The organism is Paraglaciecola sp. 20A4 (assembly GCF_011378905.1).
Classification (GTDB): domain Bacteria; phylum Pseudomonadota; class Gammaproteobacteria; order Enterobacterales; family Alteromonadaceae; genus Paraglaciecola.
Genome location: NZ_WTPY01000005.1, coordinates 204,960 through 217,354, shown reverse-complemented (window position 1 = coordinate 217,354; position 12,395 = coordinate 204,960). Strand labels below are relative to the sequence as shown.

Annotated in this window: 12 protein-coding genes and 1 pseudogene; 10 read left to right on the top strand and 3 right to left on the bottom strand. The window is 43.7% G+C overall.

What is annotated here, in order from left to right; genetic code table 11:
* Positions 1-5 precede the first annotated feature (5 nt).
* Complete coding sequence (locus tag GQS54_RS08190; protein ID WP_205967674.1) at positions 6-962, bottom strand: VacJ family lipoprotein; 957 nt, start codon at positions 960-962, stop codon at positions 6-8.
* 367 nt (positions 963-1,329) lie between these two features.
* On the opposite strand from GQS54_RS08190, the gene GQS54_RS08185 reads away from it, so the two are divergent.
* On the top strand, positions 1,330-1,902 hold the full coding sequence (locus tag GQS54_RS08185) for a YSC84-related protein (protein ID WP_166423501.1): 573 nt from the start codon (positions 1,330-1,332) through the stop codon (positions 1,900-1,902).
* A 38-nt stretch (positions 1,903-1,940) separates the two neighbouring features.
* Here GQS54_RS08185 and GQS54_RS08180 read toward each other — a convergent pair whose 3' ends face one another.
* Positions 1,941-2,438 (bottom strand): MarR family winged helix-turn-helix transcriptional regulator, encoded by a 498-nt coding sequence (locus tag GQS54_RS08180; protein ID WP_166423500.1) that lies wholly within the window; start codon positions 2,436-2,438, stop codon positions 1,941-1,943.
* 309 nt (positions 2,439-2,747) lie between these two features.
* Here GQS54_RS08180 and GQS54_RS08175 point away from each other — a divergent pair, with 309 nt between their 5' ends.
* The 6 genes and pseudogenes from GQS54_RS08175 to GQS54_RS08150 all read left to right on the top strand — a co-directional run bounded on the left by GQS54_RS08175 (position 2,748) and on the right by GQS54_RS08150 (position 8,528).
* Positions 2,748-2,921, top strand: coding sequence for a hypothetical protein (locus GQS54_RS08175; RefSeq protein WP_166423499.1), 174 nt, complete (start codon positions 2,748-2,750; stop codon positions 2,919-2,921).
* A 10-nt stretch (positions 2,922-2,931) separates the two neighbouring features.
* Positions 2,932-3,123, top strand: a pseudogene (locus tag GQS54_RS08170) (sodium:proline symporter); the annotation flags it as partial.
* A 128-nt stretch (positions 3,124-3,251) separates the two neighbouring features.
* The gene (proB, locus tag GQS54_RS08165) at positions 3,252-4,358 is read left to right on the top strand and encodes a glutamate 5-kinase (protein WP_166423498.1); all 1,107 of its coding nucleotides are present in this window, start codon (positions 3,252-3,254) and stop codon (positions 4,356-4,358) included.
* Positions 4,359-4,360: 2 nt separating this feature from the next.
* Positions 4,361-5,602, top strand: a complete 1,242-nt coding sequence (locus GQS54_RS08160; RefSeq protein WP_205967673.1) for a glutamate-5-semialdehyde dehydrogenase — start codon at positions 4,361-4,363, stop codon at positions 5,600-5,602.
* A gap of 256 nt (positions 5,603-5,858) precedes the next feature.
* A complete protein-coding gene (gene nhaA, locus GQS54_RS08155; protein WP_166423497.1) occupies positions 5,859-7,277 on the top strand; it encodes a Na+/H+ antiporter NhaA in 1,419 nt (472 codons plus the stop codon).
* 117 nt (positions 7,278-7,394) lie between these two features.
* Positions 7,395-8,528 carry an MFS transporter gene (locus tag GQS54_RS08150; RefSeq protein WP_166423545.1) on the top strand — a complete coding sequence of 378 codons (1,134 nt, stop codon included), beginning with the start codon at positions 7,395-7,397 and terminating at the stop codon, positions 8,526-8,528.
* A 102-nt stretch (positions 8,529-8,630) separates the two neighbouring features.
* Here GQS54_RS08150 and GQS54_RS08145 read toward each other — a convergent pair whose 3' ends face one another.
* Complete coding sequence (locus GQS54_RS08145) at positions 8,631-9,785, bottom strand: mechanosensitive ion channel family protein (RefSeq protein WP_166423496.1); 1,155 nt, start codon at positions 9,783-9,785, stop codon at positions 8,631-8,633.
* 114 nt (positions 9,786-9,899) lie between these two features.
* On the opposite strand from GQS54_RS08145, the gene GQS54_RS08140 reads away from it, so the two are divergent.
* From GQS54_RS08140 to GQS54_RS08130, 3 genes are all read left to right on the top strand, one after another.
* Positions 9,900-10,862: a YihY/virulence factor BrkB family protein gene (locus GQS54_RS08140; RefSeq protein WP_166423495.1), complete on the top strand. Its 963-nt coding sequence runs from the start codon at positions 9,900-9,902 to the stop codon at positions 10,860-10,862.
* A 96-nt stretch (positions 10,863-10,958) separates the two neighbouring features.
* Positions 10,959-11,117 carry a YqaE/Pmp3 family membrane protein gene (locus GQS54_RS08135; RefSeq protein WP_166423494.1) on the top strand — a complete coding sequence of 53 codons (159 nt, stop codon included), beginning with the start codon at positions 10,959-10,961 and terminating at the stop codon, positions 11,115-11,117.
* A 121-nt stretch (positions 11,118-11,238) separates the two neighbouring features.
* Complete coding sequence (locus tag GQS54_RS08130) at positions 11,239-12,369, top strand: DUF748 domain-containing protein (RefSeq protein WP_166423493.1); 1,131 nt, start codon at positions 11,239-11,241, stop codon at positions 12,367-12,369.
* Positions 12,370-12,395 lie beyond the last annotated feature (26 nt).

Sequence of the window (12,395 nt, the reverse complement as noted above, 5' to 3'; positions counted from 1 at the left end):
ATTACTTACTCCGGTTGTGATGCAGAAGCATCATCATCTACGTTATGCTCATTTTCGCCTTGCTGGAGACCCACCTTCTTAGTGTCTTGCTGTTCAAGCTTATTGCCTGTGTCTTCGACAGGGAATTGTTGATCGCGCAACATACTTTGCATGTAGAGATTTCGGAAAAACACATAGGGATCATCGGTTTCGCTGCGTAATTTCTCATAGGTGGGTGCTTGAGGCGCAAAAGCATGGAAACCCCCGTAAGATTGTATATACAGCGTTTGCGGGTTTTCTGTAGCGTATTGAATAGGATTAAAGATGGACTCGGTAATGGTAGAGAAGCCATTACGTAAATCGGATTGACCCAGAATAGGTAATACCAAATAGCTACCGTATCCAACATCGTAATTGACTAAGGTGTCGTTAATTGTGCTCACATTCTCGTTTATCTCAAACCACGCGGTCGCAGGATCAAAAAATCCGAGTAACCCAATCGTTGAATTGATAAGAAAGCGTCCAACACTTTTACCACTATCAGCGATATCACCTTGAAATAATTGATTTAAGGCGTTTAATGGCTCCCGAATATTACCAAAAAAGTGTCCAACACTGGTTCGTACTGGATCGGGAACTACCTTTGTATAACCATTTGCGGCAGGAATTAGTATGTACTCAAACAATTTATCGTTAAATGCGAAAATGGGACGGTTAATAAACTCTAAAGGATCATCAAATGCCAGTTGGGTATCATTTTTGGTCGTCTGTTCGCTGTTAGGTGCTACGTAACTAATAACGGTAGGCTCTATCGTTTGGGTGCCGTGAGAGCTTTTTACTACCAGCTCACTACCCACACTGTTTGTGGTTTCAGCTTTAGGTATAGGTTGTGGCGTAGTGTTAGAGCTACAAGCACTTAGAAATAAGGTCGCACAGAAGATGCTGCTGACGAATATTTTGTTCAGTATGGGTGTAATAGGCAAGCTGTTATTCCTCTAGGATTAAAAGTGCGAATACTATAAAAGGTGCTGTTATTTATTTTATGTATCACCGACTACAGAACGCTGCTAACAATAAGATACAAGATTTATTCCACTATTAAATTATTGATTTAAATTGATAAAGTAACTCTTTGAGTCCATCGGGGCTCCCCACATCGGAAAAAACTACTTAGCTATTACGACAAAGTTACTGATTCTGTGAATGGCCGAAGGGTTTGCTGACCGTTAAATTCGTTCTACTTTGTAAATTGCTAAAATTATCTTTTATTTATCATGCGGTTGTGACTATTGGTTCGGTAATTGCTTTATCCTTAAGTAATATTAATTATAGCTTCCTTAAGGACTACTTATGCAAAATAAGTCATTGTTTTTAGTAATTTTTTCTGTATTTTCTTTAATTTTGTTAGCTGGCTGTGCAACAGCTACTGATGCCACTGTCACTCAAAAGCGTCAGGCTGTTCAAACTATGAAAGATAAGGTACTTACGGAGTTGTTTGAACTTAAGCCCAGTGTGCGTTCACAAATTAATAGCGCGCCGGGTTATGCCGTTTTCGACAACGCAAACGTAAATTTAATTTTAGCCAGTTTTGGTGGAGGTTATGGTGTGGTAACAGATAATCAAACTGGCAAGCAAACGTACATGAAAATGGCTGAAGTAGGATTAGGGTTAGGTGCTGGCGTAAAAGATTTTCGCGCGGTTTTTGTATTTCATAATGAAGCCGTTATGTCGCGCTTTGTAGACCAAGGTTGGGCGTTTGGTGCGCAAGCTGACGCTGCAGCAAAAGCGGGTGACAAGGGCGCTGCCAAAAGTGGTGAAGTCACTGTCGATAACATCACTATATATCAGTTAACTGAGAGCGGTTTATCATTACAAGCGACGGTGAAAGGGACTAAGTACTGGAAAGACGATCAGCTTAACTAATAACGTTTGGTTGTTAAGTCAAATATTGGGGAGAACGCCTACTTAGGGTTCTCTCCATGTGCATTTTGGGGATGTATTTGGCCGACTTGAAGTAACGGAGCTGCGTCTAGTGAATCTGCATCCATCATTTTAGCAATTCGTTGCATTGTAGATACCAATTGGGTTTGCTCCCATTCATCTAAGGCTTCGAAGCGTTTAATAAAATGTTCTTGTAATAACGTTGGGGCGTTATTAAACGCGTTGGTACCTGTCGCTGTTAATCTAACGCCGACTTTTCGCTTATCTATTGTCGAACGCTCACGTACTACATAACCTCGTGCCTCTAAGCGGTCTAAAATACTGGTAACGGTGGCAGAACTCAAATTGATGTGGTTAGCAATATCTTTAACCATCACATCATCATTGTTGAAAATTTCTTGCATAACGATCAGTTGAGGACTGGTTAAACCAGATTCTTTACTGAGTTTTTTTGAGTAAAGGTCTATCGCTCGTATAACACGGCGCAATGACACCAGTAACTCATCGTATTTTCTCATCTTTTTTACCTGCATTGTCAGTAACGGGCGAACCCTAGCAAATTTCCCCTCGAATGCAACCTAAAGCACTTTTTCTCATGCTAAAAATTGTATTGAATTAATAAGGCACAAACTTCGGGGGTATCAATGCTGAAGGTGATTAAATCTATTGGAGTAACGACAGTTTTTACCTTTCAGGGTAACTTATTAGGCTTAATGATCAGGATTTAAATTTGATCTTTGGGCAGTAATTAAGCATAATGATTCGTGTACTAATTAATTGACCTGTAATTATAAGTGCACAACCCATTATTCATTTACGGAGATAAAATGCAAATCCTTAAAGCGATAGGCAAGACGCTGAATCAACCTGCCACCTTACTCGTTAATGCAATTATTCATAAATTAAGCTTTTCGTTAACGGCCTGCATTTCCGTGTTCGTCATCGCTATTGGCAGCCTATCTCGCGCTCGCACTAAAAGCCAAATCTCTACTAGCCACTAATTAACACAATATGAGTTATATCTCTTTAGCAGTATATTTTATCGCTATGCTGGGTATAGGCGTGTTCGCCTACCGTCGTCATACCGGCGATGTATCAGACTACATTCCTGCCGACCTGCAGGTTAGCCCCCAAGTGTTTACATTTTCCGCGGGCGCATCTCATATGTGTGGCTGGACGCTTACAGGTCTATCAGGGGCTATGTCTGTTAGTGCCGCTGTAATATGGCTCGTTGATTTCTTCGCTGACGAACCAAGCGAAGCCACAGTTGCCAAGTTCGACGAAACTCATTTAGTTTTAGCTAAACAACATTCAAATTAAGGAAACATTCAATGGATCTTTCACAATGGAAACGCGTTGTAATCAAAGTAGGCAGCGCACTTATTGCACCCCATCGCAAAGGGTGTAGCAGTCATTACCTACTCAGTATCGCACAATTTATCGTGCGTTTAAGAGCCAACGGGGTTCAGGTGGTATTAGTATCCTCAGGTTCTGTTGCTGCCGGCGCACACTTATTTCCGGAAACGGATAACATCGATATTGCCTTAAAAAAAGCCATGGCGGCGGCTGGTCAAACCGAAATGATGGCCACTTGGGATAGACTTTTTGATTTCCCTACTGCGCAAATTTTATTAACTCATGGCGATCTTCGAGACCGTGAGCGTTATGTCAGTATTCGTGAAACCATTTTTTCACTGTTAAATAACGGTGTGTTACCCATTATCAACGAAAACGATACGGTAACGACAGATGACTTAAAAGTCGGTGACAACGATAATTTATCAGCCATGGTTGCGGCGTCAGCCGACGCAGATGCCTTAATTATTTGTTCTGACGTAGATGGTTTGTACGATAAAAATCCTAACATCCATGACGACGCAGTGTTGTTGCCTGAAGTTACCACCATCGATAGTCGTATTTTCGCTATGGGCGGCGGCGCGACCAGTGCGGTGGGTACCGGTGGTATGAAAACTAAAATTGAAGCAGCAGAGAAGGCTACGTCTCATGGTATCGATACCTTTATTGTTAATGGCTTCAAGTCAGCAAGCTTTAACAGCCTGCTCGAGGGTAAAAACCCAGGGACTTTCTTTAGACCTTACGCCAAACCTATGCAAGAACATGATCATTGGATGAGGCATACCGCGTCAGAACAGGGTGAAGTGGTCGTTAATAACGATTTCGATACCGAGTTTTCAGTGCATGGTGAGCAATTAACCAGTGATGAAATTGTTGAAGTGAACGGTAGTTTTGCCGTAGGTGACACCATCTTGTTAAGAAAAGACGACGGTACGCGTATTGCAAAAGCACGCTCAAACTACAGCAGTTGCCTATTGAGTTTTATCGCCGATCAAGACGACCGTGAATTTGCCGGAGAATTTCAAAATAGAACCGGCCCTATTATCTCGAAAAAGAATATCGCGTCATTGGAGAAACAATAAACATGATTAAAGAATTAGCAAAGAACGCAGCACAAGCTGCCAAAGTATTAGCTGTTTTAGATGAAAAAACGAAAAATATTGTATTGCAGGATATGGCTGACGCACTGCGCGCTAACGCTGAAGAAATTTACGCAGCCAACGCAATTGACCTAGCCCAAGCTGAGAAAGACGGTTTAGGTGCTGCCATGATTGACCGATTAACATTAAACGCCGAGCGCGTTGAAAGTATGGCCCTGGGAATAGAAACCATCGTCGCACTACCAGACCCCGCTGGGCAAGAGCGTGTGATTGGTGAACGACCAAACGGCCTTAAAATTAGTAAGATGCGTATTCCGCTTGGAGTCGTTTGCATGATTTATGAAGCGCGTCCAAATGTTACCGCAGATGCTGGTGCATTATGCTTCAAATCAGGCAACGGCGTCATTCTGCGTGGTGGTAAAGAAGCGCTTGGTAGCAGTAAAGCCATCGCCGGCGTACTGCAAGATGTACTTAAAAAGCACAATTTGCCTGTTGAGTTGATTACAGTGGTGCCCAATCCTGACCGTGAGTTGATGATGGAATTGATGCAGCAGAGTGATTATATCGACGTGATTATTCCACGTGGCGGTGAAGGGCTTATTCGTTATGTGACCGATAACAGTAAAATCCCTGTTATTCAGCACTTCAAAGGTGTGTGTCATCTTTACATTGATAAAGACGCAGATTTACAAACAGCTATCGATATTTTAGTTAACGGTAAAACCCATCGCACGGGAGTTTGTAATGCCCTTGAAGGACTCATCGTGCATAAAGACATCGCCGATGAATTCTTACCATTGGCTGCCGCCGCGTTGCAAAGCAAGCAAGTAAAAGTGAATGCCAGTGCAAAGGCTGCGACTTATTTTGATAATGCCACTGTAATACAAGATGATGAATTCGGTGTTGAATATCTGGATTTGGAAATAGCAGTAGGCATTGTTGACGACATAGATGCAGCATTTGATCACATTTCACGCTTTGGCAGCCACCATACAGAGGTTATCTGCACGACCAATGAAATCACCGCTAAGCGCTTTCAGCGCAGTGTTGATGCCTCAGTGGTAATGGTAAACGCATCATCGCGTTTTTCTGACGGCAGTGAGCTTGGCTTGGGCGCTGAGATTGGTATTGCGACTTCTAAGCTACACGCTTATGGCCCAATGGGACTTGAGTCACTTACCGCTGAGAAATATCTAGTCAGTGGAACAGGCCAAATTCGCGCTTAAATAACGCCTTTCAGATTAAGGGGCATACTCCTTAATCTACGCTAACTGAGGTTGGCTAGGTTCCTGCATTGACAATAGGTATTCATTGAATCTTGAGCACTGTTGTCATGTTAAACAGCAATCGGTTTTGCATATTCGATGGAGTTAACACGCAAGTGTTAACTCCATTTTTGTATCTGTGGTTACCGATTAATGTTTGCCTCGCATTGCTCGCGACTCTTGCCCACGGCTTCTGCCAATATAACGAGTGACGAGTATGAATCAGCTTAAAGACAAAGATCGCGAACTGGCCCCTTTAGAGCGTAAATTTAATCATTTCATTTGCTCGTTTGAGCAATTTTTTAAAAGCCAAGCCACCGCCAGTATTACCCTACTTTTTGCAGCGATTGCCGCCATGGTCATTGCCAATTCCCAGTGGCATGAAGCCTACGAAAAGATAAGTCATATGGCATTTAGCATTTCCTTAGGAGATTCTGCGATAAGCCACTCCCTGCATACTTGGGTGAACGACGGTTTAATGGTGCTGTTTTTCTTCTTGCTTGGTCTAGAGATCAAATACGAGTGCTTGGTGGGTGATTTAAAAGACTTTCGTGACTCAAGTCTGGTTATCGCAATGGCAATTGGTGGCATGTTACTCCCTGCAGGCATTTATGCTGGTGTTGCCCTCTCAGGCGTCGATGAAGCGATGCGAGGTTGGGGCATTCCCATGGCAACTGACACCGCATTTGCCTTAGGCATATTAGCGTTGCTGGGCAGTAAGGCGCCACGTTCAGCAGCCGTGACGCTTTCTGCTTTAGCGATAGTGGATGACATGGGTGCTGTCGCGGTTATCGGGATTTTTTATACCGAAAACATTCATCTGACATCCATGGGATTCGCAGGCTTAACGCTACTCGGCTTGTTTGCCCTAAATCTACTTGGGTTTCGACGACCCATTTTTTATATGGTTGGGGGCATTCTGCTTTGGTGGTTTGTGCTGCAATCGGGAGTGCACGCGACGGCAGCTGGTATCTTGGCTGCGTTAGCGGTGCCCACTAAGCCCTACGCCCAAAGCACCTGGTTTGCGAAAAATATGCGCAGCGTGCTAAATCGTTTCGAGGAAAATGATCGTAAGGATAAATCCATTTTAGAGCAGCAAGATCAACACGAATTAGTAGAGCAAGCACAAGACATCGCAGCCATGACAACCACACCTATTCAGCGTTGGGGCCATGTGCTAAATCGACCTGTAAGTTTAATCATTCTACCTATTTTTGCGTTTATCAATGCGGGAGTAGCGCTTCCAGTAGATCTTAGCGAAATATTAGAATCCGTGGTGTTTATTGGTGTCGCCAGCGCCATGGTCTTGGGCAAAGTGATTGGCATAAGCTTGTTCGCTTGGATAGCCATAAAAAGTGGGCTCTCTCGATTACCTAAAGGTCTGGGGTTCGCTCATGTTTTTGCGTTGGCCTGTTTAGCAGGAGTAGGATTTACTATGTCACTGTTTATCGCCTCTCTAGGGTTTGCTGCTCATCCAGAGCTATTGGCGCAAGCGAAACTAGGGATTTTAGCCGGCTCAGTGATAGCGGCTGTGATAGGCACAAGCGTATTTTTGTTAATTAAGTATGAAGAGCAAGCTGAACCCAAAGACGAGCAACATAATAAGGCTGGCTTGCCACAAACTGACCAAGAGTAGTTGATCTTAAAAACACTTGTTAACATACTGAGCTTACTGTTATTCCTTTTCAAGGGTTAAACATTGAGTCAAAACAGCAGCGTTAATGCCTTCCTGCGCTTGGTTGTAATATCAACAATGACCAAACTGGCGGATATCTTAATATCCGCTAAAACGACCTTACCATGGGTGTTAACCAGCATAGGTGCACCAAGTTGGATGATTTCTCTCTTGGTCCCCATCCGAGAATCAGGCTCACTTATCCCTCAGTGGCCATTAAAACATCGAATTGAAAAGTACGTTAAGCGCCAACGCGTATGGCGAATTGGGGTGATGGTGCAAGCACTTGCCATATTGGGTATGGTGCCAGCAGTAGCGCTGTTTGACGCTTTTTATGCAGGAGTCAGCATTCTGCTCCTATTGGTTGTACTAAGTCTAGGCCGGGCCCTTTGTTCCTTGACGATGAAAGACATGGAAGGCGCGCTAATTGAAAAGGGGCGCCGGGGTAAGTTAGTGGGTATAGCCAGTGGAATATCTGGTCTACTGTCTTTACTTAGCGCAGGGGCATTAATTTTAGGTAAAGAGCAGTTCGAGCAGCACTGGTTACTATTTATCATAAGTTTCGCGAGCCTACTGTTTATTGCTACTTTACCTGTGTCTTTAGCTTTGAATGCTGAGGTCAAATCAGAACGTGATCGCCGCGGTGACTCTTTTTTGCAGACCCTAAAAGGGGACGCTGCATTGGTTCATTTGATTATTAGCCGCTGTTTGTTACTGCACAGCGCCTTAATAGCGCCATTTTTTGTTAGCATCACGTCCAGTCAAGATGACACCTTTCAGCTGCCGTATTTTATTGCTGCCAGCTCACTTGCGGCATTTCTGTCTTCTTATATTTGGGGCACATGGTCTGATAAAAGCGCAGTACTGACTATACGTATCGCCAGCGCCATTTGCGTTATCGCCGGTGGGGCATTCTATTTTTTCTACCAAATGGGGTCGCTTTGGTTAAATGTAGGTTTGTTCTTTTTATTATCGGTTGGATACGCTGGGGTAAGAACGGCCAGAAAGACCTATTTGCTCGATATTGCTAGCGGCGATACGCGCACTCAATACGTGGCGACAGCGAACACAGTAGTGGGTTATGTATTACTCGCCTTTGGTGGGTTTTATGCGCTGGTGTATCCAATGATAAACGAACACATTATCGCACTGATGACAGGCTTCTTGATCCTTGGTCTGGCGCAAAGCTACTGGCTAAAAAAAGAGAAGTAGCCAGTGCGATTGGCTACTCGTTAAGAGCCACTATTTAGCAGCCGTTAGCCGCTTAATGGAAGCCAGCAGTCATCATCTAAAAGCCAATTAACTATCAATCATTTATAATATATTTTGTCCCTGCTCAGGGTCTCTGGCTTGTTTCGCTTGCTCGCGTATATCGTGAGCATCACTGGTTAAATCGTCTTCATGGTGGCTATTTTCGCTGTCTTGTTCAATAGCGTCGCTTTTAGCGGCCAACGCGCGTTGCTCTTGAGTCTCACCGTCTGCGCTAGTTTGCAGGGTGGATATCTGATGAACCGGCACACCTTGGGGAAATATAATCTCACGGGCATCGTCTGGCATACTGATGTTGTTCCTTTCAAATTCACGCATGATCAGGCGCATCAACATTGAAGACACCTTTAGCAAGCTGTACTGCTGGGCATCAATCCAAAAGTAAACTTTTAAATTCACTGTAGACGAACCTAACTCATCGACCAGCACCTGTGGTTCTGGGTCTTGCAAAATGGTGGCCTGTGAATTGAGTACTTTTGTTGCCAATTGCTGGGCTTCTAAAATACTCGAGTCGTAACCGATCCCTATAATGAACTTACCGCGCATTTTAGGATTGGCAGTAAGGTTACGAATAATATTTTTGTAAATGGTCGCGTTAGGAATTTGTATATGATTACCATCGAAGTCAACTAGGGTAGTGGCTCTTGCCGTCACTTGTTTTACTATGCCTAGCTGCCCTTGCACCTCAATAACATCATCAATTTTAAAGGGTTTTTGCACGCTTAACAGTAGGCTTGATATAAAGTTCTCTGCAATGTCGCGAAATGCAAAACCTAGTATTAAGCCCATCACACCCGTACCACTCACAATGGCTAATGCAAACTCACTTAAGCCAGCGAATCGCAAGAATACATAAAGGCCGAGCAAAATAATCAGCATGCTAATGGTGCGCCTAGTGACAAGCTTAATTAACTCACTTTGGCTGACGTAGCCAATAGGCCTAACAAGCAAAGTAGAAAGCGGTTTAGCTAACGCATAACAGATAATAAAGAACGCCAACCCAAGAGCAAGCATGGGTAATGCTTTAACGACGTTGTGCCATAAGTGGGTTACATCAATCCATACATCTAACGGTTGAGTCATCAATGGCTCTTCAGCAGAAGTCGCTTGAGCTGATGCTGCGGGCACGAATATGGCATAAGACAGTATCAGTGATATGACAAAAACGATGTTTTTAGAAGAACGAATAATGGAGTGCATAAGTCACCTAATAGTTTTTCATTTGCGCTTTGCGCTTATTAGTATTGAGTTAAGTGTGACGCAAGATAGGTGCCACGCCGTTTTCAGTGTACAAAATAAAAGAAGGATATGCCCGTGAGTTCTATACGTGGAGAAAAAGCAACTACCCCCAATCAAATTCCACTTCGTGGTTGGTGGGATATTTTACGTCGCACCGTGAAAAAAATGCTCGATGACAATCTGTCTTTGATTGCCGCAGGGGTTGGCTTTTATTTTCTTTTGGCGATATTTCCGATGCTTGCAGCATTTATATCCGTTTATGGGTTAATCGTGTCTCCGGATGAATTACAACAGCATTTGAATCAACTTATCGGGGTAATACCTGACCAAGCGCGAGATATTATACAGGCACAAGTGGAACGCATCATTAGTAAGTCAAATCGAGCGCTAAGTACAGGCGTTGTGTTAAGTACTTTGTTTGCCGTATGGAGCGCAAGTAAAGGGGCTCAGGCGATGGTAACTGCTTGTAATATCACATATGGGCAACGTCAAAACCGCGGGATTTTGATGATGTTGGTGATGCGCTTAGTGCTCACCACCAGTGCGGTTGCAATAATGGTAGCGGCACTTTTTACTATCGCGGTGCTGCCTATCCTATTTACTTATATAGGCCTGCATGATTACGGCGTCGTGATTGTACAGTGGCTTACATGGCCGTTTCTGGCATTGGTATTCAACATTGCGCTTGCTGCTTTTTACCGATACGGGCCGCACAGACGCAGAGCCAAGTGGCGCTGGGTAACGCCAGGGTCCGTACTAGCCAGTAGCTTATGGGCAATATTTTCATTCTGCTTTTCTTATTACTTAGGTCAATTTGGTCAATACGACAAAACTTACGGTTCTTTGGGCAGTGTAGTGGTGTTGCTGATGTGGTTTTATCTAACGGCGTTTATCATTTTGCTCGGTGCAGAGTTTAATGCCGCCATGGAGCATCAGACAGAAAGAGACAGCACCCATGGGGACGACAAAGCACCAGGTAAAAGAGGTGCGCACGTAGCGGATACGCGCCCAGACGATTTACAAAAAAAAGACGATTAGTCCTTTTTTGAAAAGTAGGAACACTAATTGCTTTGTTCAGTATCAACAAACAATGTATTACATTTTCAATTACACAGAAAAGATAGGAGCTTTATTATGGATCTAATCAGAATCATCATTGCTATTTTACTTCCACCATTGGGTGTATTCCTTCAAGTTGGTCTGGGCGGCGCGTTTTGGCTGAATATCCTGCTTACCTTATTTGGTTACATTCCAGGGATCATCCATGCTGTATGGATTATCGCTAAACGTTAAGTGCTTAAAACGCCAGCGACGTTAGGCTGTAAAAACGTCGCTGCAGCGTGAAATTTCTACTTGTTTAAATTACTTTCACCCGCGTACAGCGGGTGAATGCTATCTATACCCGGAGCGAAAAATGGCAAAGCGTCAGCGTAAGACTTTGATCACCCTACTTAGTTTAGCGGTTGTCTTGGTGGCGCTGAGACTTGTTGCTCCTTATGCACTAGAGATGAGCGTAAATTATGCTATTAAAACCACACCGGGTTTAAGTGGCCAGGTGGGGGATGTGAGCATTGCCTTGTACCGCGGCGCATATCAGGTCAAAGACATTGAGCTAAACTTAGTGGATGGTGGCCTACAAAAACCGCTTATCAGTATTGAGCAGCTAGATATATCTGTGCTTTGGTCAGCGCTATTCAACGGCAGTATAGTGTCTGAAATGACATTTTTAAAACCACAGTTCTATTATGCTGATAACGATCAACGAACTGAAGAAATCAATAAAGATGCGCAAAATGAACAAACTTGGATCACCCTAGCGAATCGTCTAGTGCCCTTTTCGATTGATCGAATTGACATAATTGATGGACGCTTGATGTTCGAAACCATCAGCGCTGAGCGCAAGACCTTGACCGAAATCACTGATGTGCACGGTCAAATTAGTAATCTAACCAACAGCAAGCAACGCTCAGGTTCATTGGTAACACATCTTGAGTTAGACGCAGAAATTGCTGGCGTTTGCCCATTAACCGTTTCTGGATCGTATGACCCCTATGCTAGCAAACCCACCTTTAATGTAGATGTAGAAATGCAGCGCTTGCCCGTCAAGCATATCGACCACGTCATAAGCTTTTACTCGCCCTTTGATGTCGAAGCAGGTCAAATCGACTTCGCCATGGAATTTGCCTCAGAACAAGGGAAAGTAAGTGGTTACGTGAAAGCCGGAATATACGACCTGTCTGTATTTGATTGGCAAGAAGACGTTGTGAAAGACGGTGACAACCCTTTTCAATGGTTGTTTGAAGCTGCAGCGGGCGGGATATCTGAATTATTTGAAGGGGGCAAAAAGGACCTTATTGCCACTCGGGTTCCACTTCAAGGACAAATCGATGATATCGAAACACCCCTATGGCCGGCGATTAGCGCTATTATTAAAAATGCGTTCATTAAATCACTCGATATTAAAGTCGATAAGACCGTGTACTTGCCTGCATCGCCCAGGCCAAAAAGTATTAATAACCTACGGGTTATTTATCCTATAAGCTAAACGTCTAGGTTAAAAGCAACCTGGTT

What these genes read in the sequence shown, in the direction of transcription:
- GQS54_RS08185 (WP_166423501.1), top strand. Translation starts at nt 1,330, where the DNA reads ATGCAAAATAAGTCATTGTTTTTAGTAATTTTTTCTGTATTTTCTTTA.
- GQS54_RS08180 (WP_166423500.1), bottom strand. Translation starts at nt 2,438, where the DNA reads ATGAGAAAATACGATGAGTTACTGGTGTCATTGCGCCGTGTTATACGA.
- GQS54_RS08175 (WP_166423499.1), top strand. Translation starts at nt 2,748, where the DNA reads ATGCAAATCCTTAAAGCGATAGGCAAGACGCTGAATCAACCTGCCACC.
- proB (WP_166423498.1), top strand. Translation starts at nt 3,252, where the DNA reads ATGGATCTTTCACAATGGAAACGCGTTGTAATCAAAGTAGGCAGCGCA.
- GQS54_RS08160 (WP_205967673.1), top strand. Translation starts at nt 4,361, where the DNA reads ATGATTAAAGAATTAGCAAAGAACGCAGCACAAGCTGCCAAAGTATTA.
- nhaA (WP_166423497.1), top strand. Translation starts at nt 5,859, where the DNA reads ATGAATCAGCTTAAAGACAAAGATCGCGAACTGGCCCCTTTAGAGCGT.
- GQS54_RS08150 (WP_166423545.1), top strand. Translation starts at nt 7,395, where the DNA reads ATGACCAAACTGGCGGATATCTTAATATCCGCTAAAACGACCTTACCA.
- GQS54_RS08145 (WP_166423496.1), bottom strand. Translation starts at nt 9,785, where the DNA reads ATGCACTCCATTATTCGTTCTTCTAAAAACATCGTTTTTGTCATATCA.
- GQS54_RS08135 (WP_166423494.1), top strand. Translation starts at nt 10,959, where the DNA reads ATGGATCTAATCAGAATCATCATTGCTATTTTACTTCCACCATTGGGT.
- GQS54_RS08130 (WP_166423493.1), top strand. Translation starts at nt 11,239, where the DNA reads ATGGCAAAGCGTCAGCGTAAGACTTTGATCACCCTACTTAGTTTAGCG.